Origin of the sequence: Pedobacter alluvionis (genome assembly GCF_003664035.1) — a bacterium.
Classification (GTDB): domain Bacteria; phylum Bacteroidota; class Bacteroidia; order Sphingobacteriales; family Sphingobacteriaceae; genus Pedobacter; species Pedobacter alluvionis.
Genome location: NZ_RCCK01000010.1, coordinates 1034238 through 1060521, shown reverse-complemented (window position 1 = coordinate 1060521; position 26284 = coordinate 1034238). Strand labels below are relative to the sequence as shown.

The following is a 26284-nucleotide window of genomic DNA, read 5'->3' as shown; positions in this document are numbered from 1 at the left end:
TTGGTTCCAGCAGATTTTCGCAAATATGCTGGAAGTTATTATTTATTAATACTAAGTCTGCGGATAAGTTCGCAATCTTAGCCTTTAGTCTGTTATTACGCAGGCCAGCAACTAGTTTTCTGGGCTAGCGCAAAAAAAAATCAGAGAACTGATATGAAATACAGCATCCTCTTTGAACTACACCCGTATTATCATCATAGGTATATTTTGAATGAGGTGGCTTACTTCCACTGCAGCTTCCGCCACTTCCACCGTCACTGGTTGAAAGGATGTCTTTTAGTTCATTTCCTGAAAGTACTTCTCCGCTCTCTAAAGTTACTTCTTCTAATTTAACTTTTTCATACTGTTACCATTTAGTTAAAAAATAATCCTATTTCAGCTGATTAATGGGGATCGATATAGGAAACTTTTAGTCAACGAAGTCGCGGAGCATATATGCTTAAAGACAAATAATTAGGAGCAAAAAAATGAGACAAAGACCTTCGAAAAAATCTTTGTCCTACTTGGGATCAGTGGCGGTACTTAATTCGAACCATTTTGTAGACGAGCTGATTGAAATACGCGGTTTTTCCAAGCGCTTCATGCCCGCCCCGCTCTTCCGGCGATTGGAACTGAGCCTCTTTTGCAGGAGGTGCCCGAAGTAGTTGTTAAAGCTGTATCAGACTTATTTTGACGAGTTTATACTACAAAAACAAATATGGTATTATAAGTATCTTTTGTTAATTTGCCCGCCTTATTGTTTATAAACCTGATAACCATCTCTGGTAAATTTTTTTAGGATTAGTGGAGGAAGCACTTGTTGAAAATACGGTTGAAAAGGAATTACTCATTAAACTGAGAAATGGGGACGAGTATGCTTTCGACAAACTTTATCAAATCTATAGCTTAAGGATTTACAGAAAGTTATTAAAAATGGTAAAAGTTGATGTGATTGCTCATGAACTTACGCAGGACGTTTTTGTGAAGGTTTGGACCAAAAGGCACCTCCTCGACTCCAATCAATCCTTCAGATCTTATTTGTTCAGTATCGCCCAGCACCTGGTTTATGATACCTATCGTAAAATTTCGCGGGATGAATTACTTGCCAAAACAGTTCAATTGATCAGCACTAACGCTTATACCCATACCGAGGAAGACATCTATTACCGGGAGACCGGAGAAATGATACAAAAAGCGATAGAACTTTTGCCACCTCAGCAAAAGCGTGTCTTTCAGGCTTGTAAAATTGAAGGTAGAAGTTATGATGATATTGCCCGTGAGCTTAATATTTCCAGTTCTACAGTGAATAACCACATTGTTAAAGCAACAAAAACTGTAGCAGAATATCTTAAAAAGTCAGGCACACTTGTGTTTTTTGTTGCCATCAGCAGCGCATTTCTGGATAAATAGTAAATATTTTTTCGTTTAGACTAGATGTTGATCACTTTTGAAACGTAATAGCTTTAAAAAGGCCAATTATTTTGGAAGATCAAAACAAGCTAAAGCGTATTTACTCAAATTTTCTCAAAAATCAATGCTCCGAAACTGAAATATCGGAGTTACTGACATATTTTGATGTTGCAGATGAATTTTTATTGAAAGATTTGATCTATGCTGAGCTTTTGGTTCCTTTTGAAGAAGGATCTCCTACTGTTGAAGAGGAAATTAAACTGCTCCAGATTTTCAAGTCCGTAAAACGCATCAATCAACAGACTCTGCCTAAAATTGTTCCGCTCTACAAACGCATATGGTTTCTCCGGCTTGCCGCAGCCTGTCTGACCCTGATGGTCCTCACAGTTTCACTTTTCATTTACCTTAGATCTAAACAAGACCTTCCATCGCTGAGCATGGAAAAAGATGTGGATCCGGGTACAAATAAAGCCGTGCTTACCCTTGCGAACGGGAAACAAATCTCTTTGGCAGACGGTGTAAATGATTCATTGGCGGAACAGAATGGTGTGAAGATTACGACTACAGCGGCGGGACAACTGGTTTATACTTTTATTGGAGATCAGGGCAAACATTCAGAAATGGAGCAAAACCAGATCACAACCCCTCGTGGCGGCCAATATCAGCTGCAACTGGTTGATGGTACAAAAATATGGCTTAATGCAGCATCATCCGTTAAATTCCCGGTATCGTTTCAAGGATCAACACGAAATGTAGAACTTCAGGGAGAAGCTTATTTTGAAGTAGCGAAAGATAAGGCACATCCTTTTATCGTTAAAAGTATCCATCAGGAAGTGGAGGTGCTTGGAACACATTTTAACCTGAAGGTATATGAAAATGGTTTGCGTACCAGCACTACTTTACTGGAAGGAAGTGTTAAAGTAAATCAGGTCATTTTGAAACCCGGTGAGGAATCAACTTTAACAGCGGGCAGGATTGATGTGAAAAATGTGGATACAGACAACGCTGTTTCCTGGAAGAATGGCTTTTTTAATTTTGACAATGAGCCACTTGAACAGATCATGAACGACATTGGCCGTTGGTACGATTTAGACGTAAAGTTTAAAGATGAAGAATTAAAGAAAAAGATGTTTAGTGGAAGCATCTCCAAGTATGTTAAAGTTTCGCATGTATTGAGTAAGCTGAGCTTAACCCGCTCCGTTCGATTTGAGATACAAGGCAACACTATAATTTTAATGAAATAACCAAAATCAACATAACCAAACCAAACAAACCAACAAACATGAAAAAAGAACTACCTACGGAAATGTAAAGCTATTAATCACGACGCCTCAACAAAAAAGGATTCCGATGGCCATCGGAATCCTAATAATCTGGCTTTATAAGATTAATAAATTAATCAACTACAGATGAAGTGCGCTGCTCGCTAAAGTATAAGCACTTCTAAACCAAACCTACTCAAATGTATAAAATTTCCACTAAAGTTTTATGTGGTCCTCCGTGCCACATTTTTAGAAAATGGCTCATGCGAATTAAACTCGTTGCTGTATTATTATTGGCTTTCATCATGCAGGTAAGTGCCTCTGCACTTGCTCAAAAGGTTACTTTAAACCAAAACAAAATCACACTTGCCCAGGTGTTTAAAGAAATTGGGAAACAAACCGGCTTCCATGTGCTTTGGGAACCCGATAAGTTGAACGCCGGAATAACCATTCAGGCTAAATTTAGCGGTGCATCGCTTGATGAAGTCATGGAAGTATGCTTAAAAGGCACTGTGATGAACTATGTTATTGAAGACAAAACCATCGTAGTAGCCGAAAAGAAAAAAACTGTGCTCGACGCATTCATAAATGTCTTTAAAAATATGGACATCAGAGGCAAGGTTGTGGATGAGAAAGGAAATCCCCTGGCTGGTGCAAGTGTAAAATTGAAAGATTTGAATAGAAGTGTGATCACCAATCAACTGGGCGTTTTCGAAATTAAAAATGTCGATGAAGATGCCCTGGTTATCATTTCTTACACGGGCTATACCGCTAAAACGATCGCAGCTAAAGCGATTACCGATCAACCTATTGTTTTGGTTGTAAATACAGAAAGCTTACAGGAAGTTGCAGTAGTATCCAATGGTTATCAGAAAATATCCAGAGAGCGGGCTACAGGATCCTATGAATTTTTAGATTCCAGCGTAATTAACAGGGGGGTTAGTCCTAATATTATCGATAGGATTGAAAACATGGCGCCTGGAATTTTGACGCTGCGTAATCCCTCCAACTCTGTCAATGAAGCAAGTTTTTCTATTCGTGGCCGAAGCACGATTCGGTCTGCAGTAGAACCTCTGGTTGTAGTTGATAACTATCCCTTTGAAGGAGACATCAATTCCATCAATCCAAATGATGTAGAAAGCGTCACCATTCTGAAAGATGCTGCAGCCACTTCGATATGGGGCGCGAGAGGAGGAAATGGGGTATTGGTCATCACTTTGAAAAAGGGTAAACTGAATCAACAACCACAAGTATCCTTAAATACCAGTTTTACCATGGCTGGCAAGTCCGACCTGTATTCTGTTCCACAGCTGAGTTCTTCAGAATTTATTGATGTAGAAAGCTTTTTGTTCGGCAAAGGCTATTATGATTATTCCCTTTCAGATCCCGGGAGTGTGGTTTCCCCATTGGTCAGTATCTTAGATCAGCAACGCAGTAATAAAATCAGCGCCATTGAAGCAGAAAGGCAGATCGCTCAACTGAGAAATACTGATATCCGTGATGACCTGACCCGTTATACACAGGATAATATTTTTAATCAGCAATACAATTTAAGCATCAGGGGCGGTGGTCCACAAAATCAATACTACCTATCGGGAAGTTTTGATAAGGGGCATTCTGCAGAAAAATCCAACTCAAGCCGGAAGAATTTTATGCTGAGCGAACGATTCCGTTTTTTCAACAATAAACTTCAAATTGGTGCAGATATTTCTTTTTCTGACACGCGACGGGATGGATCTAACTTTAGCTTGCCTGCCGGTGCAATTTTTCCCTATACCAGGTTGGCAGATGACCAGGGAAATCCTCTGGAAATTCCTTATAAGTATTCAAAAACACGAATTTCCGGCTTAGCAGGCGGCAAGCTGATTGATATGACTTTTATCCCGCTTGATGAATATAATTATGGCAGGAATGCCAATCATATTCAGGATTATAGCATTAAAACAGATGTAAATTATAGTTTTACACCGACCTTACAGTTTAGTGCCATTTATCAATATGGAAGTGGAATTTCCAACTCTAATAGCATTTTTGATGTTGAATCGTTTCAAACACGCGAAATGATCAACATGTTTACCACCTACAATTCAGCCACCGGAGTAATTACGCAGAATTTTCCCTATGGTGGAACCAATTTGATTAGAAACAGTAAATACAATAACAACAACGTAAGGGCGAATTTGGTTTATAATGAGACATTGGGGGCTGATCATCAGATTTCGGCGCTGGCGGGAGCGGAAGTCCGAAACACCAACACTGTAGGCTCTATAAGGCAAGAGCTTGGTTATATTAAAGAGTTTGATACCTATCAGCGTGTGAACCAAAATATGATTTATCAAACTATATTTAGTGGTGCAAACAGCACTATACCTATACAATTTGCAAATAACAATACCACCAATCGGTTTGTTTCACTATTTGCGAACGCATCTTACTCCTATCGCGATAAATACATTATTTCAGCGAGTGCCCGTAAAGACGAATCCAATCTTTTTGGTGTAGCGTCAAATAAAAAAGGGGTACCGCTTTGGTCCGCTGGTGTGGCCTGGATAATTAACCGCGAATCATTTTACCATATAGACTGGCTTCCGATGTTAAAGCTACGCCTCACTAATGGCTACAGCGGAAATACCAGTCCTAGTGCTTCAGCAAAAACAATTGCCAGCCTATCAGCAGGAAATAATTCAGGTTTGGGATCGTTTTATCAGATCAACAATCCACCCAATGCAGAATTGAGATGGGAAAAAGTACAACAAACGAACCTGGGATTAGATTTCGGATTCAAGAACAACCTGATTAGCGGTAGTATTGAGTTTTTCAGGAAGAATGCCCGCGATTTGATATCCGGACAGAGCGTTGCCCCTCAGGTTGGTGTAATAAATTTTACCGGGAATTTTGCTGACGTAAAGACACAAGGTTTCGACCTCTCCCTCAATTCAAGACAAATATCCGGTAAAGATTTTTCATGGTCAACAAGTTTGAATCTCAGTTCTGCAATAGATAAGATCACTAAACTCGACCTCAAACAAAACCCGAGAAATTCAGTATTGAACAATTCTACTATTCCAAGGTTGGGTTATGCCTATTCCGCATTGTTCACTTACCGTTACGCAGGTTTAAACGGACTTGGTCAACCTATGATTTATTCCAATGGCGTGGCCACGACTGACCTCGCTTCAGTAATTAATGCGGCCAATGAGCAGGATATTGTATATATCGGAAATAATATTCCAAAATTTTCGGGCGGTATCCGAAATGATTTTAACTACAAGAATCTATCCTTATCATTTTTAATTGCCTACCGCCTGGGTCATTATTTTAAACGTCAGGCGCTGGACTACAACAGCCTTTTCTTTGGCAATTATTTCTTCTCTGATTTTGCGAACAGATGGCAAAAACCCGGTGATGAATTGATCACTAATGTTCCGGCAATGACGAATTATCCTTATAATAACTACGCACAACTCACTTATGATTCGTCGGATGCACTGGTAGAAAAAGGAGACAGTTTCAGGCTACAGGATATCCAGCTTTCGTACAATATCAGCAAAACAAAGTTTAAAAGACTGCCTTTCAAAAGTCTCCAGGTGTACGCCTATGCCAATAATATTGGTCTGTTGTGGAAGTCGACAAAGCTTCCCATTGATCCGGATTTCCCGACTTCAGCAAGATCACCAAGACAATATTCGTTTGGCTTAAGAACCACATTGTAATCAATTACTCCATTAAAAAATTAGATATGAAACCATCATGATTTTGCCAATCACAAACACTAATTAGTAAACCGAGCTTGCGAGTTCTTGAACACTAAAGCACGATAGAAACTTGTGAAAAAATCATGATAGCTTCATAACCATTAAAAACAAATTTACACATATGAAAAAGCCTTTTTTTTATAATAAATCACTTTTTGTTATTGTACTGGTCGCATCTGTTTTGTTAGGAAGCTGTAAAAAGGAATTTCTGGATAAAAAGCCGGTAATGGCCAACCTGATCCCGGAAAGCCTGGCCGATTTTGAAGGCCTATTAAACAACTTCACGGTAATCAACAATACCCAGAGCTTTTCCATGTTCTGTGGCGATGAATACGAATATTTATCTACCAGTATCTGGCAGTCGAAAGATGAACCCATTCGCAACAGTTACAACTGGAATCCGACTGTTTATCAAACCTCTTTAGACTGGAACAATTCCTACAAAACGCTCCTATACGCCAACACCATCATTACAGGATTAAATGAATTGGCAAAAACACCTGCTAATGCGGCAAAATATGGGGATGTTAAAGGGCAGGCCTACTTTCTGCGCGCCCATACTTTTTTTCAGATTGCACAGGCTTTTGCAATGCCTTATGATCCGAAAAATGCAGCAGTTACACCGGGCATCCCTTTGCCTTTGGAGGTAAATGCCAATAATCCCTTGCAGCGTTCATCCTTAGCGGTTACTTATGCTCAGATCTTGTCTGATCTGGAAACCGCAAAAATGAGTTTTAGTTCTGAGTCCACTACAAAACCGACATTAGGCTCTAAAGTGGCTGCCCTGGCTTTGCTGGCAAGGGTTCATTTGGGCATGATGAACTACGATAAGGCGATGGAAAGCGCGCGGGAGGCTTTAAAGATCAAGGGAACACTGCTTGACTACAATAACCTTGACGTAAATTCCAATACGCCATTTGAGGGCGGGAATCCGGAAGTGATTTATACTACTTTTCATGGCGACGCTTCTGTTGGCTACGATTTTTATGCCTTAAACTACTCCGATTACGGTTATACCTTCAAGTCGAAGGTGAGTGCGAAGCAAATGGCCCTTTACGATAAAGATGACCTCAGATTAAAACTGTGTTTTTTCATCAGGAGTGCTAACGATCCGGCTAAGTATATCAAAGCTTTGTACCAGAATATAGCCTTACGCTATGTGCCCTTTAACGGTTTGGCAACTGACGAGGTTTACCTGATTTTGGCAGAGTGCCTGGCACGGAAGAGAGAAGTAGAACCGGCACTTGAAATTTTGAATATGATGGCTACAAAGCGTTTTCCTGCAGGATTGGCTCCCGTACTCAGCGCCTCAACTCCGGAAGCAGCACTTGACCTCGTTTTACTCGAGCGTAGAAGGGAATTGTTGTACCGCGGCGCAAGGTGGTTTGATGTGCGGCGCCTGAATGTAGAGGGCGCTAATATCACCCTGTCAAGAGAAATAGATGGTGTGGTTTATACGCTTCCACCAAATGATAAGCGTTACGCTATGCCGATTCCATTAGATGAAATTACGAAATCCGGCATTTCACAAAATTAATCACGAAGTCAAATTAAGAGATAGAAAATGAATATAAGATATTTAAGCTTAATGTTTCTTTTTGTACTGGCAATCGGAGCCTGCAAAAAGGAGGAAAGCAAAGAAAGGTTTGCAACAGTAAGGGTGGTAAATGCATGGACCGGGCAAGATGCCGTAAAATTGAACGCTCCGCTAAATTTTGCAAACAGTGTTTTAATTTACCCTAAGGCAGAATCTCCTGCAATGATAACAGTTTCCTCTAAAGATGGTAAGGATGTGCTTTTATCCGGGACTTATACCCTCAAACCGATGAATTACTCCATGTATCTTTGTGGTACGGCCTTAAAACCTGACACAATATTGCGGGCGGAAGTGGATATTCCTTATATCCAGACGGATAGAACACCTGTAGCTGCTGACAGCGTTTCGCACATCCGGTTTGTGAACCTGTCGTCGGAAAGCACGGTGCTGAAAGTCATTTTAAAAGATGCGTTAAATGTGCCAGACTCCCCTATCCGGGCAAATGTTCCGTCGGTTACAGCACCTGTAGCATTGGGTTACCGGGAAATTTCCCCATGGAGTAAATACCCAACCAAAGCTGCCACCAGAACGGTATACAATTTTGAAGTGCGAAATGCAGCAACCGGTGAATTGCTGATTGCAAATTTTAGCTTAACACTTACGCCAACTTCCGGCTATTTCAAGAACATTTCGCTGGTGGTTAAGGGAGTACCTGGCGGAACAGGGAGAAATGCCTTCAGTATATTTCAGAGCAATTACTTTTAAATTCCAATAGACCAATTACTTATATTTAGATGCAAAAATTTTCAATACTCTGCTTAACATTACTGATGGTTGCAAGCCTGGTAAAAGGGCAGGAAAAGATTCCGAAAACAACCAAAGACTCCCTGAAGAACACTATTCCGGCGAAGAAGACCATAGAGGCGGCAAAACCCGTAAGTGAACCTAAACCTTATAAAGAAATCATTACAGATAAGGCGATCACAAGCGCTGGCATGATTAAGGTCCACAAAATTGAGCAAAAGTATTTTTTTGAAATTGCTGATTCCCTATTGGGGAGAGATATTTTGATTGTTAGCCGCATCAGTAAATCAGGCGCTGGCGTACGGGGCTTAATGATGGGATATGCAGGCGATCAGATTAATGAAAATGTGATCAGATTTGAAAAGGGCCCAAACCATAAATTATTTATCAGGAGCATCTCCTTTGCAGAAAGATCAAATGACAGTATCGGCATGTACCGGTCTGTCATGAATTCTAATATCCAACCTATACTGAGTTCATTTGACATCAAAGCTTATGCAAAGGATTCAATTTCAGGAATGAAAGGCACTGTAATAGAGATGACAGACATCCTTAACAGTGACAATGAGCTCTTTTACTTTAACACCATTACGAAAAGAGGTTTATCACTAGGTGCACTCATCGCCGATAGGTCGTACCTGGAAAGCGTAAAAGCCTTCCCGCTTAATGTTGAGGTACGTGCCGTAAAGACCTATACTAAATCCCCGCTTATCGGCGATGCAGTAATCGGTGCTTCAGCAGCTACACTGGAACTGAACAGTTCTATCATGCTGTTGCCTAAAATACCTATGAAGCCAAGATTTTCAGATTCCAGGGTTGGCTATTTTACGGCCGACTATGTCGATTTTGATGCCAATCCGATAGGGATCAAACGTGAGGTGATGATCACACGCTGGCGCCTGGAGCCCAAAGCTGCAGATGTAGAAAAATACAAAAGAGGAGAACTGGTAGAACCTAAAAAACAGATTATTTTCTACATTGATCCTGCCACCCCTAAAAAGTGGGTTCCTTATTTGATTGCAGGTGTGAACGATTGGCAGGTTGCCTTTGAAAAGGCAGGTTTCAAAAATGCCATCATCGCAAAGGAAGCGCCGAAAGATTCTACCTGGAGCATTGATGATGCGCGCCATAGTGCCATCGTTTATAAACCTTCGGTAATTGCAAATGCCAGCGGACCTAATGTGCACGATCCGCGTAGTGGCGAGATCCTGGAAACCCATGTGAACTGGTACCATAACGTCATGAGCATTCTTAGTAAATGGTATTTTATCCAGGCCGCAGCAGTAGATCCAAGGGCTAGAAAGAAGTTTGACGATAAACTGATGGGTGATCTTATTCGTTTTGTTTCCTCGCATGAAGTTGGCCATACTTTGGGCTTGATGCACAACTACGGTTCTTCCTCTACTGTTCCTGTTGAGCTATTGCGCAACAAGCAATGGGTAGAAGCCAATGGACATACCCCCTCGATTATGGATTATGCACGTTTTAACTACGTGGCACAGCCAGAAGATCACATTGGGAAAGCAGGGATTTATCCGAGGATTGGAGATTACGACAAGTGGGCAATTGAATGGGGCTACAAATGGATGCCCCAGTACACCAAAGCTGCGGATGAACACGGGCCTTTAAGCAAGCTGATCAGTAAACGTGTGGCTGCAAATCCGAGATTATGGTTCGGAAATGAGATGGATGCAAATGATCCGCGTAGCCAGAACGAAGATTTGGGCGACAATGCCATGCTGGCCAGTGAGTACGGCATCAGAAACCTGAAACGCATTTTGCCCAATTTGATAGAATGGACAAAAGAGGAAAATGAAGGTTATGGAAATGCAAAAGAAATGTATGCCGAAGTCGCCAGTCAGTACAGACGCTACCTGGGACACGTGGCAAAAAACATCGCCGGCGTTTATACGGATATAAAGACTGTTGATGAGCCAGGTTTGGTGTATAAAAATGTACCGGCCCAGATTCAAAAGCAGGCCGTTTCCTTTTTGAACCAGCAGTTGTTCCGCACCCCAACCTGGTTAATTGAGGGTTCGTTATCGGGCAAAATCGCTGCCGATCCGACCCGGCTGATATTAAATTATCAAAAAGATATGCTCGGCAGTGTTATGGGAGTAAGCTCATTAAATAAATTGCTCAATGCCACGCTAAGCAAAACCCCAACTTATACCATAGACGAACTTTTTTCTGATATGAAAAAAGGCGTGTGGTCTGAGCTTTATGATGGTCAGCAAATTGACCTTTACCGGCGTAACCTCCAGAAAGCTTATGTAGATAACCTGAAAAAAATGCTGACAGCAACAGCTGCAGGAGGCTACACCGCACAACAAATGCAGCAATACAATATCGTTGATGTGCAGGCAAATGACATTTCTACACTCGTAAAAATGCATTTTACAGCGCTCAAAGGTGATATTGAAGCCGTGCTTCCAAAACGCGAGGGTTTAGAGAAATACCACCTGCAGGATATTGTACGGACAATAAACCAGGTGCTGGATCCAGAAAAATAAACAGCGATTTGAAAAGTAAAAAGGGGCAAAAATCTTTAAAAGAATTTTGCCCCTTTTTTGTTCCGGATTTAAATACAATCATACTAACCTGAGTTCGATTAATGTTTAAAAATTAATGTACCTTATTAGGACGAAATGGAGAAATCTTTGAACTATGTAAAAGATTTTGCTTCGCAGAGCCTTCGGGTTCTCCACTGCGGTCGAAATTACGCCCCTTGTATATCGGTCATCAATCCTCCGATGTATTTGAAAAATTCTAATCTCTTCATTGACAGAATCCATTAGCATGGTCGTCATTCCCGCGCAGGCCTATCCTGTGGACACATCTTTTGGTTTTTTATACGTTTTGCTAGCTTGCTTTAATAAATTACAGGTTTTACCGAAGAACGCAGTCAATCCCAAGGGCCAGAGAAATCAAAAAAACAGTCAAATATTAATCGAACTCAAGTTAGTGTATATGTGTTCGGTTGAGCATTCTTAAAGATTTACCAGGCTAACATAAAAAAAGCCGCCTCAACGAATTTGAGACGGCCTAATCTTAATTTACATAAAACGTATTATTTAGCGATGCCTTACAACACGGAACTGTTCGTAAATTTTACCCTGTAAGGCCATTGGTCATCATTGGCTTCGTTTTCATCCCATGGATGTGGTGCGTAGGTAGTCGGCGCTCCGGTTACTACATACCATAATTTTACAGTACCAGCCGGCACAGTAAAGCTACTGGTGGCGTTGTTGGTCCACATGCCGCTATACCTGCGTTCTCCGGTATTTAAAAGTGCAACATATCCATGGCGCCAACCTGCTCTTGCCGGATTTGCCACCTGATTATACCCGGCCGCATTAACCATACCGGTAAACAAGGTTGATACAACCGTACCTGCGGCAGGAACGGTTAAAGGGATAACATTGTAACCTGTAGTACCCGGGGCACGATTATAGGCTACCTTGTAGCTTCCGTCACTTAGCGTGGTATAATTCCACGTTTGAGCACCATGGTAATTGGTACCGTAAGTCCGGAGTGAAGGAATATCCCAGGTCACAAATCTTACAGCCTGATCATATATTTCTCCATTAAAAGTAGCCATATTAATACCATTGAGCCTCATATATGCCTGGATAGGATCTTCCGGTTGGAGAGACTCGCGCCATAATCTTCCGATAAAATTGCGCCCTCTTTTAAATTCCCAATAATAGAGGATAAAGTAACTGGCATAACGGTAAAATTCATGGTGAACATGGCGGTGGTAATTATCCTTATAAACGGTGAAATCATAAGCGGTAAAAACCGTCGACGGATAACTCTGGAATCCCTGGAAATTAGCTGTTTGCTCCCAAAAGCCATTACCGCCATTGCCACCAAACCCATAGCGGAACCCGCCAACACCCTGATCAGCAAAAACCTGGTATTGGAAACTATGTCCAATCTCATGACCGATTACATGACCAACCGGCTGCATGGTAGCTGGGCTAACCCACAGGGCGCCAATTACGTTATCATAGCCAGAACCAGTAGCCAGCCATTCCGTTTGATAATTGATAAAGATCATCATCTTATATGTATTCAGATTGGATGTAGCTAAATTAGCAAAACCTAATTCAGTTACATTTAATTGAAAAAAGCCTTCCGCTTTGGTCAGCAGATCAGTAATGTTCACCCGATATGCTGCCGGCACGGCAGTTGAATTTGGGTCGTTACTGCCATAGCCTTTGGCCCAGAAAACAATAAAGTGATCCGAAGTGCGGGATCTTGACCAACTCCATGTGCTGGCCGAATTATTAAAATCATTCGAGCTCAGTGCCTGCGGAATATAAACTTGGGGCGCAACTGCTGCCATTCTGGCCTGATTTTGCAGCTTAGTGGGCTGAATGGCGTTGAATTCATTTTTACAGCCTGATAACGATACAATGATCAGGAAGAATAAAATTTGTTTTTTCATTTTGGTTTTTTAGTTGATTAGGTTTATAGATTAATTAAATTTCATCACACAGCGTACTCATCTTTATGGGGTTGATTCCCTCAGAAGATCGACAGGCTGTTCGTGAAAAATATTTTTATGATGTGTTAATACTTAAATAAAAGATTTTACAATACACGTCCGCATTCAGAATAAATTGGTAAGGCGTGGGCCCACTTCATTCCGGATTTTATTACAGTGCTGTATAAAAAATATGTAATATTTAAATATACAACACAAAAGGCGGCCATTCTGATCGTATATTAACTAAAAGCGGCAAAATATTGATATATTGCTAGTTAAGCTTCCCCGCTGTTTACCATTGCCAGAGAAAAACACGGCACGGGGGAAGTAGCACCGAGGCAACAAAGGATGAAATTGGCGCAGACAGCTACCAGTCATTGTGATGGCCAATATAGGCACGATAATGACAGAGGCACCCGATGATGTAAAGAAGATCAGATCGAACCTTTAGTTTATGGAAGATCTGGTAAAATAGTCCTTATACCACCATATAACGCAGAAATATGACATCGGAATTGATAAGATAATGATGAAAAAGCTCAGGTATCTTACAGGATACAACCAGGGTAAAAGATTATGGATGATGAATATCGAACAAAAAAAAGGAGTTGCGTATTTGAAAGTGCTAAAAACTAAAATTTGGATGAATCAACGATCCTGGTCGTCTCTTAAAAAGCATACATTTTCTTGTTTTAAGATTAATTATACAAGATCGTTCTTACTTTTTGCAAAAATGAATTTATTTTTGCTTCCGAATGATTTTGCAGGATTATTATCGTTTTATCATTATCTAAATGCCTTTCTATATAAGTGGAATACCCTGGCCAACCTCCGGAATGATAGACGATTTTGCCATATTTTTTCGAATTCCCTACGAACCACCCAAATCCATAATTGGTCTCTTTTCCATCGTTGGTTTTTACAGAATTAAATAGGAGTTCTTTATCTTTTGAATCTATCAATTTATCGGTATAAAGTGCTCTGTCCCATTTTAACAGGTCTGCTGTTGTAGCGTTTACTGTTCCGTCGCCCACGATTCCATCCAGATAATAAGTGTAAAATTCTTTCCCAAAACTATTGGGAAGCACTTTGTGTCCTAAGCTATCTGTAACATAACCAAGAGCATAGTTATCTATTTTTTTTGGTTCAAATCTACTTCTGTAGATCAACGTATTTTTCATTTTTAATGGTTGAAAGATGTTTTCACTCAAAAATTGTCCAAATGTCCTGCCTGATACTCTTTCTATGATCAACGCTAATAAAGTATAACCTGTATCACTGTACTCGTATTTTTCGCCGGGTTGAAAAATAACTTCCGGTTTGTATTTCGCGAAGACATTTACAATATCCTGATTGGTAGCAATTTTTGTTTTATCCCACTTTTGTTCAAAAAATTCTATATAGTCGGGAAGCCCGCCAGTGTGATTAAGTAAATTTCTGATGCTAATATTTCCGTAGAAAGCTAGTTCGGGAATATATTTTGAAATTTTGTCGTCATAGTTCAGTTTTCCTTGTTTTTCTAACAAAACAATTCCCATAGCAGTAAATTGTTTGGAAACAGATGCCAACTCAAATATGGTTTGGTTATTAATTTTTTGCCCGGTTTGCTCATTGGCAAGGCCATAACTTTTTTCAAATACGATTTTCCCTTTGTCTGCAATCAGCACATTCCCATTGAACATTTGCTGTTTATAGAGCGCGCCAAATAAGCTGTCAAGTTGCTTATATTGCGCAGATTGACCAAATGTGAGATTAAACAATAACAGTCCAATTGAAATCAGAAAAAATGTTCTTCTCATAACATGTTCTTTAAAATTGCCGGTAATGGGCCAGTTATCGCCAAAGGGCGGGATTTGATACCTTAGTTCAGTAAATATACAAATTTCGATAGAAGCACAAAAAAAGGTCAATTTAGCATATCAACCCCCTGTAGTTCCTACTCCCCTCCTGTTTTAGGAGGGGCAAGGGGGTGGTAACTGATCAAAATTAATTTAAAAATGATTATATTGTGATGTGGCAATCCATAATCTTAAACAGCTAAAAGAGAAAAGAAAGGAGCTGAGAAACAACCTCACTCCTGCTGAGGCTACCATGTGGATGTATCTGCAAAATTCAAAACTTGATGGCAAAAAATTCAGGCGCCAGCACAGTGTCGGAAATTATATTTTAGATTTTTACTGTCCATCAGAAAAATTAGCTATTGAAGTTGATGGCAGTAGTCATGATGATTATTCAGCAGAAATATACGATAAAGAACGAACTGATTTTTTAAACAGTAAGGGAATTAGTGTAATCAGATTTGAGAATGCTGAAGTTTTTGAATCTGAAGAATTGATATGCGAGACGATTAGAACATATTTCAAAAAACCACCCCCAGCCCCTCCTTGTAAATAAGGAGGGGAGCTGATTTACCTAGTAAGATAATACAGCAAAAGATTCGAACTACAAATCTTATTACCAGAAACCAACCTTTATTCAGCACATCCTTATAATAAAGAGTAACGCTATTTTATCTTGTAAAATGTATAGCCTAAAGGGTTCAAAATACAAACGCAATTAACAGGAACTAATCATGCCCCGGCAGTTCCTACTCCCCTCCTAGTTTAGGAGGGGCAAGGGGGTGGTAAATGAGCAAAATTAATTTAAAAATGATTATATTGTGATGTGGCAATCCATAATCTTAAACAGCTAAAAGAGAAAAGAAAGGAGCTGAGAAACAACCTCACTCCTGCTGAGGCTACCATGTGGATGTATCTGCAAAATTCAAAACTTGATGGCAAAAAATTCAGGCGCCAGCACAGTGTCGGAAATTATATTTTAGATTTTTACTGTCCATCAGAAAAATTAGCTATTGAAGTTGATGGCAGTAGTCATGATGATTATTCAGCAGAAATATACGATAAAGAACGAACTGATTTTTTAAACAGTAAGGGAATTAGTGTAATCAGATTTGAGAATGCTGAAGTTTTTGAATCTGAAGAATTGATATGCGAGACGATTAGAACATATTTCAAAAAACCACCCCCAGCCCCTCCTTGTAAATAAGGAGGGGAGCTGATTTACCCAATAAGATTATACCGGTCAGCAGGAATAATTGAACATTTAAATCGCTTTTTATTGCTTATAAAGCCTGTGATTGAAGATTTGGAGAGGAGCAGGTTCATTAAAAAAACGACGACTTGTCAAGGTGATCTTCGTTTAGATCACTCTCGAACGGCATAGCTCCAGGGCAGTAGGAATTGACAGACAGAAATCACTTGTAACTCCAACCTGTTTTTTGTGTCTTAAAGCTAAAATCATTAATGAAACAGCTCACATCGGGAATTTTTTTTGGTAATACTGATCAAACCATCGAATTGGATGGGCTCATCATCACCAACACGGAATACACTCACGAATTCGTTGATTGGCACTATCATGACAATGCTTACTTTACTTTCCTAATCGCTGGCAAGGTTTCTGAAATAAATAAAAAAGATCACCATAAATGTGTTCCGGGCACTTTACTTTTCCATAATTGCCAGGAACCGCATTACAATGTAAAGCCTAAGGGCTACACCAGGGGAATGCACCTGGAATTGTCTGCTAAATGGCTTTTGGAATTTGCTGGCAAAAATATGGCCGAAGGCAGCCTTGAAGTAATCAATCCCCTGATAAAATCACTCTTCCATCAAATCTTAATTTCTACTAAAAACCCCGATGATACCACACCACTATCGCTTCATGCGCTCGCCCTTAATGTGGTAGACAGGCTTTCCAGCAATACGAATTACCACAGATATAAACAACCTCCGGAATGGGTTGATAAAATTAACCAAATCCTTCATGATACTTCTAATCAAAGTCATTCTCTCGAATCTTTGTCCGGCACCATAGGCATACACCCAGTCCATCTATCCAGATACTTTCCAAAGTATTTTGGATGTAACCTTGGAGCATATATCCGAAGCATCAGGCTTTGCCGGGCAGCTGCCGAACTCAATGCCGGAAAAAAATCTGCTATCCAGATTGCTTTTGAATGTGGCTTTTACGACCAGGCTCATCTTATACGGTGTTTCAAAGAAGAGTTTCAGTTTACCCCACATCAATATCAGCGTTACTTAAAATGAAAATAGAATAAGTTTTTGCATGTTAATTCTGTACTATTTTTTAGAATCCAAAAAAGCTAACCTTGCCGGGTAATATTTTCTTATGAAGCAATTTTTATTTTTAACCGTATTTGCCGCATCCATTGGCCTTTGCTTTACCGCAAGCGCTCAATTAAAAAACCTGGAGTTTCTCGATCATCGGCCTAACCTAACTGATTCTATATCAAAAGAATCCGCTATTACCAGTTATAATATTGGAAGTAATAAAGACCTTTACCTCAAGCTTAATACCGGAAAATCACTTGCTGAGGAACTCGAAAAGCTGGCGCCCGGCCTACCCGCCGATTCGGCCTTAAAAATCGGAAATTTTCAGTTTTCCTTTTTGATAGAGGGCAAACCCGTTTATAAGGAAGATTTACATCCCGGCGCCATTCTTTTACAGGATAAAATCGTTAGAAAACCACTCCCGGTAGTCTTAATTAGCGGGAGCAGATCCGGGCTGTGGAGCCTGAATATGTGGGACCGTTTTATGATTAATTCGGGCATAAGTTTATTCGGACAGACACCAAAAAAACTGAGCATCCAAATCAGGGTCTATATCGATGCAGGCCATAGAATCTATTCGCCGATTTTGCTTGCAGCAGATATTAACATGACCAGAATCCTTCCTCCCATTGATGCAGAATTAATAAAACCCCAACCGATTAAACTAGACAGCGGTTGGCCGTTGTATAAAGGAAAGTATAATCAGGAGCTAATTGTACAGCTCAATACCAGAATACTCGATCAGTCTTACAAAAAAATCAATTCAATTGTTGTGATAAAAAATGGTTCCCTATTATTGGAAGAGTATTTTAACGGTTCTTCCAGATCAAGCCTTCACGATCCGCGTTCAGTTAGCAAATCCTTTACAAGTACTTTACTTGGTTTGGCCATTAGAGACGGGTACCTTAAATCAGAACAGCAGAAATTGGGTGAATTTTACAATTTAAAGCAATACGACCACCCATCTGCGAAAAAGGATAGTGTAAAACTTGTTGATCTGTTAACAATGAGCGCTGCTTTTGATGGAAATGACGAAGTGATGGAATCTCCCGGCAATGAAGAAAATATGTATCCTACTGCCGATTACGTCAAATTTGCGCTTGATCTGCCAATGGCAGTAAACAAGCAGAATGGGAAACAATGGTCTTATTTCACTGTTGGCACAATGCTTCTCGGAGATATCATGGATAAAGTGATACCAGGCGGTTTGGAGCCTTATGCGAAAAAGAAATTATTTGACCCACTGGGGATCGACTCGCTCGAATGGGCACGTACGCCTATGGGTAAACCATTCACCGGTGGAGGACTACGCCTAAAAGCATTAGATTTTGCGAAGTTCGGGCAACTTTACTGCAATGAGGGCCTCTGGAAAGGCAGGCAAATTGTTCCCAAATCGTGGGTAAACAAGTCCTTCCGCCATTTGCAAACCCTCCCTGCGGATAGGCCGGGCTTTTATGGGTTTCTTTTCTGGAATAAGACCATTAAAATCGACGGCAAAAATCTGGAAGTCTGGTACAGCTCCGGAAATGGTGGAAATAAAATTTACATCTTTAAGCAAATTGACCTGGTGGTAGTGGTTAATGCATCGGCGTATGGAACTTCTTTTGCCCATCAACAGGCAGATCAGATTTTGGAAAAATATATTCTTCCGGCAGTATTGCATCCAGTTGCAACAAATTAAATTTAAAGATGAATGCTGACCAATAAGCCAGAACTGATGAAAACCGTTTGTTAAACAAAAAATCCAAAATAAATGACTGTAAAATCCCTCTTATTTACCATTACACTTATTTTCATAAGCAACGCTATCTTTTCGCAAACGAAACAAGACAGCATCGAAATAAGGCAAACAGCCCTCGATTATATCGAATCACAGCACAAACCAAACCCAGCACAAATGGAAGGTGCCTTGCATCCAAGAATGGTAAAGAGAACATTTTGGAAAGATAAGGCAACAGGAAAAGACTATATTCGGGAAACAACCACAGAATCTATGGTTCTACTGGCCGAAAGCTATAATAAAAACAATGATAAGTTTCCGCCCTCCCCAAAAAAAGAAGTAAAATTGCTGGATGTTTCAGAACGGACTGCATCCGTAAAATTAATTGCTGATCAATGGATAGACTACCTGCACATCGTCAAACTAAATGGAAGCTGGAAAATAATCAATGTGTTATGGCAGTTTAAAGACACCAGCCAACATTAAATTAACAGCCCTACCCCAAAGGTTAATTGCTATCCGTAATTAATATTAATTCCAATTTTACAGGCTTCGTATAGCTGAACTATAAGCTTCATTTACAACAATAACTAAGTTGTTCTAAACTAATTTGCTATTCGCCCTTACCAACTAAGCATGAGTAGGAATAATTGAACAATGCCCATTATTTTGAGCTTATTTCATTGCATCATTTACCAGCTGGCTATCTACAAACTGCTCGAAACTGATTATTTTTCCGTCCTTCAGTTTCCAAACGTGGGCCACTCTTGCTTTAAATGGTTTACCAGTAATTTTATAGGTTCCGGTATAGGTTCCATAGGCCACTACATTGTCTGCGCTGGCTACATATTCTTCAGGTGTGAATTTATAATCGATCCATTCACTTCCTAATCTGCTGAAAACGTTTTTGGTTACTTCTGCCAGTCCGATGTAGGTGCCTGCATAGGGAAAACCCTTAGCTTCGGTCCAAGAGATATCATCCGCTACATATTTAGCAAGATTGTTGCCATTTTCTTCCGAAGTTTTACCTTCATAAGTGCTTTTTACAATTTCAAGATTTGTCATTTTCTTTTGATTTGATAAACAGCCTGACGCTGCAAAAAGCACCATCAGGCTGAATATGATTTTAAGTTTTACCATTTCATTTCGCCAGTATTTACTTTGGCGCCAATTTGCAATGCAGTTTCAAAAGTAAGCGCCGGATATTTCGCCTTAATCGCTTTGATCAATTCTTCAGAAGTTTTGTTGGTTTTTAATGCTTCTTCGTAGAACTGGATATAGCTTTTGGTATGTTTTACTGCGCTAACGTCAAATGGGCTTGCATTGTTGGCATGTGCAGGAATAACGATTGAAGGATGTAAAGCTTCGATTTTATCTAAAACAGTAATCCAGTTTTTGCGGGCATCTGCTGTCTGCGCATCGGCCATCCAAAGGTTAAAAGTAGTTCCAAAAACATTAATACCACCTATTACAGCCTTGATGGAAGGAACCCAAACGAAAGTTTTGGCTGGAAATTCATCCAATCCTAATATTTCAAGTTTCTGCCCCTCTAAGTCAATGTTATTTCCTTTTAAAACCTGAGGCAGTATCACATTAGAAGTAATGGCTTTACCCAACCGCTCACCCCAAACGTCCAGTTTTTTTTGTGAAGTGGCTTTGATCGCCTCTACTGTTGCAGGTGATGCATAAGCAGTAACTTCCGGGAAATATTTTTTAAATACTTCCAGTCCGAAATAGTAATCCGGATCGGCGTGGGAAACATAAATAACGGTTAATTTCTTTCCAGATTTTTTGATTTCCGAAGCTACTTTTTCGGCATCTGCCAGGGTAAACTGTGCGTCGATCAATACGGCATCTGTTTTGCCCGAAACGATTACCGATGCTACACCAAAAGCATTTTCTGATGCGTTATAAACTTCCAGTTTTAAATTAGGGGTTTCAACAGTTTTGAAACTTTGTGCATTTGCTTCCATTGTAGATGAGATTAAAATTGTTAAGAATAATGTTGTGATAATTGATTTCATACCTTTGTTTAATTGACAATACAAAGATGCGCTCCTTCCCAGGTCAAAAAGATTGAACAAGTTCAATAAATAACCCCGGGCAAGCCCCGGGGCAATGTTATTATTTAAGGTTTTTTACCTGTGCCAATGGCTTAAATAACGGCATTGAGTCCTGAGGTATCGGTGGAACAGCGTTTAATTTTTTGTTTTATGAAAACTCTTCGTTTTCAAACTTTCCGCTTTTATCCCCGAGGCAAGCCTCAAGGTATGTACCGGCACCTAACCGGCATTGACTATTTTCTTTCTGATTTTGCTCAAAAATTCATGGCTGATGCCCAAATATGCAGCAATCTGAAGATTGGTCAGTCGTTGCAATAACTGCGGATATTTCTCAATAAAATCCAGGTAGCGTTGGTCGGCAGTTTTACTTAAATTATCAATCATCCTCCTTTGCAGGGCAACATGGGTTTTTTGGGTCATGATCCTGAATAGTTTTTCTATTTTAGGAAGATTGGTATAGGCAAATTCCTTATCCTTTTTATAAATGAGCTGTACTTCGCTATCTTCAAGTGCTTCTATATAAAGCTGGGAAGGTTTCTCATTGGTAAAACTATCAATATCGGTGATCCACCAATTCTCCATTGCAAAATACAGTACATTTTCAAAACCATTTTTATCTAAGTGATATACACGAAAAAGTCCTTTCACCACAAATCCTTCAAATTTGCAGATTTCACCCGCTGCCAGTAGAAAACTCTTTTTTTTGATCAGTTTATGCTCAAAGAGGTCGCAGAACAGATCTCTTTCATCTTCTGAAATGGATATGTGACTGGAGATATTTTGTTTGAGAAGCTCTTTCATAAAGTCTGTGCCCATCAGATAAATAGCAGTTGTTAAGATATCTGCGGAGATTTGATTTTAATAACGCTAAACTAATAAAAAGTCTGCTTTGTTTTCTTCATAAACATTTAGCTTATCTTGAATAGGTACTGCGGGTTTAGCCCATAGATCTGGTTGATTGCTGCTAAGGCAGGCAAATCTATCCTTTCCTGGCGCAAGTCTTAGTCGTTGGGGAACTGCTATGGCTGACTTGTGCTTTCAAAACTTAATAAATTAATGATTTTTAGTAATCATATTTACTAAAGCACAAATCAATAGGAAATAAAAAAACCGGAGCCAGGATTAAAAAACTTGATTTCCCGTTAAGTACCGATAATCGGGAATACTTTCAATATTTAAAAGCCTTTTTATTGCTTATTGAGCCCACAGTGGACGATTTAAAGTTGAAAGGATTTATATGATTTGAACTAAAATTTTAGAAAATAACCTCTTCAATGAAACCATCACCGTAAAACTTTGAACCAAAAAAGTTGACATTCTAACTGATAGTAGTTTATCGCGAAAAAAACGTTTGTCTAGTGTGGAGGACAGACAATCCCTACTGCATTATCGGTCGCATCATCATAAAGGGTATTCATCTGGGAAATTTTTCCGGTACTCCCATAGTAGTATCGTAGAAGATTATAAGGTTTGGCTATGACTCCTTTTTCCGGACTGATAATACTAAAATAATATCCGGCTTTATCAAAGTCAAGCTGCTGCAGAATGACCCCCCAGCATGCTTTCATCGTGGCTTTATCTCTTGAATAGGTGTAGAAGAGATCTTCAATGTTATTTTCTCTTGATAGATACCACTCAACTTTGTGGTTGTTTTTAAAATCCTCCCAAGCTTTCAGGTTATCGTTAAAGTGATTAAGCTGTTCATTTGTAAAGGAACCAAAATCTTCCCCATCCTTTAGCAACTGGGAAAACTGGCGACGAAGCCCCTCCCATCTGCTCTCAGTACAAATGATTTTAAGATGAGCATCTGCGCGTGCTACTTCTGTTCTTAGCTGGGCTTTTGTGATTTCACTTAATCGCGCAGACCGGCTGAGGTCAGCAGAAACTGCACTTTCGAGCTCTGAGAACTTTGAACTGTTGTTTATCGTCTGAGAGAATTGCTCGGTGAATTCTGGCGCCACATTCTTCATTTCAGCATCTGCCTTTTCACCCTGGTCGGTTGCTGCATATTTAAAAATTTTTTCTGTCTTAGCCTGTATATAAGCCACAATCGGTTCATTGATAATCGGATCAATGAATTTATCGAGAAAAGGAAAATCGACACCAATCATATCGAAAAATTCTGTCACAAGCTTTCCTGCGGTTTCCTTGTAACCTTTTTTAATAATCTTGTCGACTACATCTTTGTATTTTGCATAAAAAGATGAGTATCTGCTGCCATTGCTGTTTTTAACTGCGCTAAAAATCTCCTCTGCACAGTCAGTTGAAGCTTTTGAATAATTCTTCGCATCATCCATCTGAGCCTCAAAACCTGCGTTATTCCCCGTAAAATCTACCGATTCCTCACTGGGAGATACATTATCGGGGGATGCGGCAAATTTTGTTTCCAGGGTTTCAAATCTGGATTCTACTGCGTGCTCATGCTGGGTAAATGAATACCTGGCATTTACTTCATCGGCAAAACTGGTGAGTGAAAGTTTTGAAAGCATTTTTCCTGCGGCAGCCAGATATTGCTTATAATCTTCCGAGCGCTTGGATGAAGTGATATTGCTTTCCAGAGCCTCGATATTGCTAAGAACTTCTGAAACACGGAGATTGCTTAAAACTTCATTAATTACCAGCTCTTCGACCGCTTCTTTTATTTTAGCTTTCAGAAGTTTATTGTCTTTACCGATATTAAATTTGTGATACTCAAGGACGGTGACCTTATCTCCTTCTTCCTCGCCGAAGGCATGACCAAAAAAAGTAAAAGAAGTTGAATTGACACGGTAGATTTTCGCACGCAGAGATTAACACCAACAATAAGGCAATCTTGAACATAAAGCCAATTGCAGGGAGGGCAATAAAAAATTAACGAATCTTGATTTATTTTATAAAAATTCCAGCCTTGAATGCAAAAGATACCTGGTTAGCTGCCTCTTTCCAGAAAAAATGGAATACGATGGAGGTCGATATCGAGCATTTTTAGCAAACGAAATCACCGAACATATCTATCTGAAAAACAAATATTTTTTTTTTTAAAAAACAGTCAAAAACTTCTTAAAAAGTCTTTACCCAATAAAGCATCAACAACACTAAAAATCAGCAATAAATTTTTTGCTGATTTGAAGCGAACTGCGGAATTAGACACTAAAATAACAGAGTATGATGACCTTGGAAAATTGATGAAATTGAGAAAAGAAAATGAAGCTTCGATTCCAAAAATAGTCGATAAAAAGAAAAAGGTTAGCGCAAAAAAGAAAATCGAGAAAAATTTCAATTCAAGAAATAGTTGATTAATATTCAGGATGATTAGATTTTTTTGAGATCTATTTTCACTGTCTCGAAATACCAACGTTTTATTCGAGCGATGGTACCTTTGAACATAAGTCTTTAAATTTTTAGGCGGTATTTGAATAAGTAACTAGCAATTTGATAGTTGGGCTTTTGCTTGGAATCCTTTTCACGACAACAATGGTTTATCTAGCTATAACGATGTTCAAGTCTTATATACCTAATTTTTCACGGACCCTTGCCACAGTATTGACAGGCAACATCAATTGCTCAGCGATCTGTTCAGTGCTCAAAGACGGATCCTTTACCAAGGCATTGATAACAGCGCCGCCAAATCTTCCAATCTTCGAACGGTTTTTTAACAGTTGAGGCAACTTTTCATTAATATCTGAATTGGAAGGTGGTGAAATAGATTCTAATGTAATAACGGAGTCATTCCGCTGATCAAGATAATCTTTTAAGTTATTGACGACTGGAAAGGCATTTAATTTAAGATTTTCAAAAGAAATGTCCAGCGAATTCTCATCCGCCAATAACGTGCTAAACTGTTGCTGTGGCAGACTGGTAAATGTGTTATAAGGTGAATCAAATACCTGGTTTTCTGTTACAAAATCCTTGACATCACCTTGTTTAATTAGACTGGGATAGATTGCTGCTGCGCGTCGGGTTGTGTCAAAAGCTACACGAAGCATGGGAAGGCCAGGACAGGCCACAGGCTGATCTCCGGGTAACGTTTTATTGAAATGCTGGTAACTAAGAAGATTAAGCGCCCAGATATCAGGGCTATTGCTACTATTTTTTAAGATGGCATTTTCAAGATTGTAAACGATCTTTTGAAATAAATTATCGTTTTTGGTTTCATTACCGCTTAAATAAAGGTAGGCACCAAGCATTCCGAGCATAGGCGATTCCCATTTCCCATAAGCAATCTTATCTAGCAAATGCGGATTCAGGCTAAAGTCACCATTACTAATCTTATCTAGGCAAACATCAATGTAAAAATGCAATTTATCATTGGGATTAAATTTGCGTTTTTTAGCAAGAAAGATCCGGATAGAGCCATAGAGCGGTGCTTCGTTAACGGTCATAAAAAACTGTGTATACCAATTTTCGTAAATATAGATGGGAACTGTCCGTGGATCACTTCCCGAATATTTCAAAAAATACATACCAGGTCTCAGCAAAGCAGAAAAAGCCAGCCAGCCCTGGTTAGGTGAATCACCTAGTCCATCATGCTGCGTGGTGTGGTTAGGGAATCTGATCAGTGGCAGTCCCCTGTAATCCAATAGTTCAAACTTGGACCAGATCTCATCTGCTAAAGGCACCTGACTGTACCTCTCGCTATTTGGATAACGCAAGAATATAAAAAGTCCGCAATTAGGTTTTGGGTCGTCGAAATTCGTAAATGTGTCGCTGTCGCTCATTGAGACAGCAGGCTGCATGAAGTATTCATGTGAGGAGGCATAACTCATTTCCCCATTTAAGAGTGCTGCAGAATAAAGTTCCGGGGTCCGAAGTATAACATCAGCTTTATACCTGATTGTGCCGACCGCACATATTGTGTCCCCATCTACCAAGAGATCTGTGTCTGTTATCCTACCGTTGACCTGGAGCCTGATAACATAATGACCTGGCTTACCGCGATAGTCGACAAAGATATCATCAAAACCATAATGATTATTACGTTCATCGATCTTTTTCAATCCCGCCGTAAAGAGGGTAACCTGGGTAACATATGCAAATGTTTCAGAAAGATAAATCCTGATGTTGACTTCTCCGGTTAGTTCCTTATTCTCTGAAGAAATACAGGTGCTTTGGTTACTTTGTCTTAATGGACTAGTTGGCTGTAACAT

18 protein-coding genes are annotated in these 26284 nt (G+C 39.7%); 11 read left to right on the top strand and 7 right to left on the bottom strand.

Annotated elements, in window-relative coordinates; genetic code table 11:
• Window positions 1-783: 783 nt before the first annotated feature.
• From BCL90_RS04720 to BCL90_RS04695, 6 genes are all read left to right on the top strand, one after another.
• Window positions 784-1389 carry an RNA polymerase sigma factor gene (locus BCL90_RS04720; RefSeq protein ID WP_166792174.1) on the top strand — a complete coding sequence of 202 codons (606 nt, stop codon included), beginning with the start codon at window positions 784-786 and terminating at the stop codon, window positions 1387-1389.
• Window positions 1390-1460: 71 nt separating this feature from the next.
• Window positions 1461-2633 carry a FecR family protein gene (locus BCL90_RS04715; RefSeq protein WP_121282853.1) on the top strand — a complete coding sequence of 391 codons (1173 nt, stop codon included), beginning with the start codon at window positions 1461-1463 and terminating at the stop codon, window positions 2631-2633.
• 281 nt (window positions 2634-2914) lie between these two features.
• On the top strand, window positions 2915-6364 hold the full coding sequence (locus BCL90_RS04710; RefSeq protein ID WP_166792173.1) for a SusC/RagA family TonB-linked outer membrane protein: 3450 nt from the start codon (window positions 2915-2917) through the stop codon (window positions 6362-6364).
• A gap of 163 nt (window positions 6365-6527) precedes the next feature.
• A complete protein-coding gene (locus BCL90_RS04705; RefSeq protein WP_121282851.1) occupies window positions 6528-7943 on the top strand; it encodes a RagB/SusD family nutrient uptake outer membrane protein in 1416 nt (471 codons plus the stop codon).
• Between the two features lie 27 nt (window positions 7944-7970).
• Complete coding sequence (locus tag BCL90_RS04700; protein ID WP_134380571.1) at window positions 7971-8708, top strand: hypothetical protein; 738 nt, start codon at window positions 7971-7973, stop codon at window positions 8706-8708.
• 29 nt (window positions 8709-8737) lie between these two features.
• Window positions 8738-11260: a zinc-dependent metalloprotease gene (locus tag BCL90_RS04695; protein WP_121282849.1), complete on the top strand. Its 2523-nt coding sequence runs from the start codon at window positions 8738-8740 to the stop codon at window positions 11258-11260.
• A 572-nt stretch (window positions 11261-11832) separates the two neighbouring features.
• Here the strand turns inward: BCL90_RS04695 and BCL90_RS04690 are convergent.
• Together BCL90_RS04690 and BCL90_RS04685 are read right to left on the bottom strand one after the other, a co-directional pair.
• Window positions 11833-13200, bottom strand: coding sequence for a DUF6055 domain-containing protein (locus BCL90_RS04690; RefSeq protein WP_121282848.1), 1368 nt, complete (start codon window positions 13198-13200; stop codon window positions 11833-11835).
• Window positions 13201-13940: 740 nt separating this feature from the next.
• Window positions 13941-15041 carry a serine hydrolase domain-containing protein gene (locus BCL90_RS04685; RefSeq protein WP_121282847.1) on the bottom strand — a complete coding sequence of 367 codons (1101 nt, stop codon included), beginning with the start codon at window positions 15039-15041 and terminating at the stop codon, window positions 13941-13943.
• A gap of 214 nt (window positions 15042-15255) precedes the next feature.
• Between BCL90_RS04685 and BCL90_RS04680 the strand changes: the two genes are divergently transcribed.
• From BCL90_RS04680 to BCL90_RS04660, 5 genes are all read left to right on the top strand, one after another.
• Window positions 15256-15636 (top strand): endonuclease domain-containing protein, encoded by a 381-nt coding sequence (locus BCL90_RS04680; RefSeq protein WP_121282846.1) that lies wholly within the window; start codon window positions 15256-15258, stop codon window positions 15634-15636.
• A gap of 270 nt (window positions 15637-15906) precedes the next feature.
• A complete protein-coding gene (locus BCL90_RS04675) occupies window positions 15907-16287 on the top strand; it encodes an endonuclease domain-containing protein (protein WP_121282846.1) in 381 nt (126 codons plus the stop codon).
• A 257-nt stretch (window positions 16288-16544) separates the two neighbouring features.
• Complete coding sequence (locus BCL90_RS04670; protein WP_121282845.1) at window positions 16545-17351, top strand: helix-turn-helix transcriptional regulator; 807 nt, start codon at window positions 16545-16547, stop codon at window positions 17349-17351.
• An 82-nt stretch (window positions 17352-17433) separates the two neighbouring features.
• Entirely contained in the window at window positions 17434-19056 is a 1623-nt protein-coding gene (locus BCL90_RS04665; protein WP_121282844.1) for a serine hydrolase domain-containing protein, read from the top strand.
• Between the two features lie 72 nt (window positions 19057-19128).
• Window positions 19129-19581 (top strand): nuclear transport factor 2 family protein, encoded by a 453-nt coding sequence (locus tag BCL90_RS04660; protein WP_121282843.1) that lies wholly within the window; start codon window positions 19129-19131, stop codon window positions 19579-19581.
• 189 nt (window positions 19582-19770) lie between these two features.
• On the opposite strand, the gene BCL90_RS04655 is transcribed toward BCL90_RS04660, so the two are convergent.
• From BCL90_RS04655 to BCL90_RS04635, 5 genes are all read right to left on the bottom strand, one after another.
• Window positions 19771-20160, bottom strand: a complete 390-nt coding sequence (locus BCL90_RS04655) for a nuclear transport factor 2 family protein (protein WP_121283450.1) — start codon at window positions 20158-20160, stop codon at window positions 19771-19773.
• Window positions 20161-20228: 68 nt separating this feature from the next.
• Window positions 20229-21119 (bottom strand): MBL fold metallo-hydrolase, encoded by an 891-nt coding sequence (locus BCL90_RS04650; RefSeq protein WP_121282842.1) that lies wholly within the window; start codon window positions 21117-21119, stop codon window positions 20229-20231.
• Window positions 21120-21377: 258 nt separating this feature from the next.
• Complete coding sequence (locus BCL90_RS04645; RefSeq protein WP_121282841.1) at window positions 21378-21959, bottom strand: Crp/Fnr family transcriptional regulator; 582 nt, start codon at window positions 21957-21959, stop codon at window positions 21378-21380.
• Window positions 21960-22513: 554 nt separating this feature from the next.
• Window positions 22514-23647, bottom strand: a complete 1134-nt coding sequence (locus tag BCL90_RS04640) for a hypothetical protein (RefSeq protein WP_121282840.1) — start codon at window positions 23645-23647, stop codon at window positions 22514-22516.
• A 996-nt stretch (window positions 23648-24643) separates the two neighbouring features.
• Window positions 24644-26284, bottom strand: coding sequence for a hypothetical protein (locus BCL90_RS04635; protein WP_121282839.1), 1641 nt, complete (start codon window positions 26282-26284; stop codon window positions 24644-24646).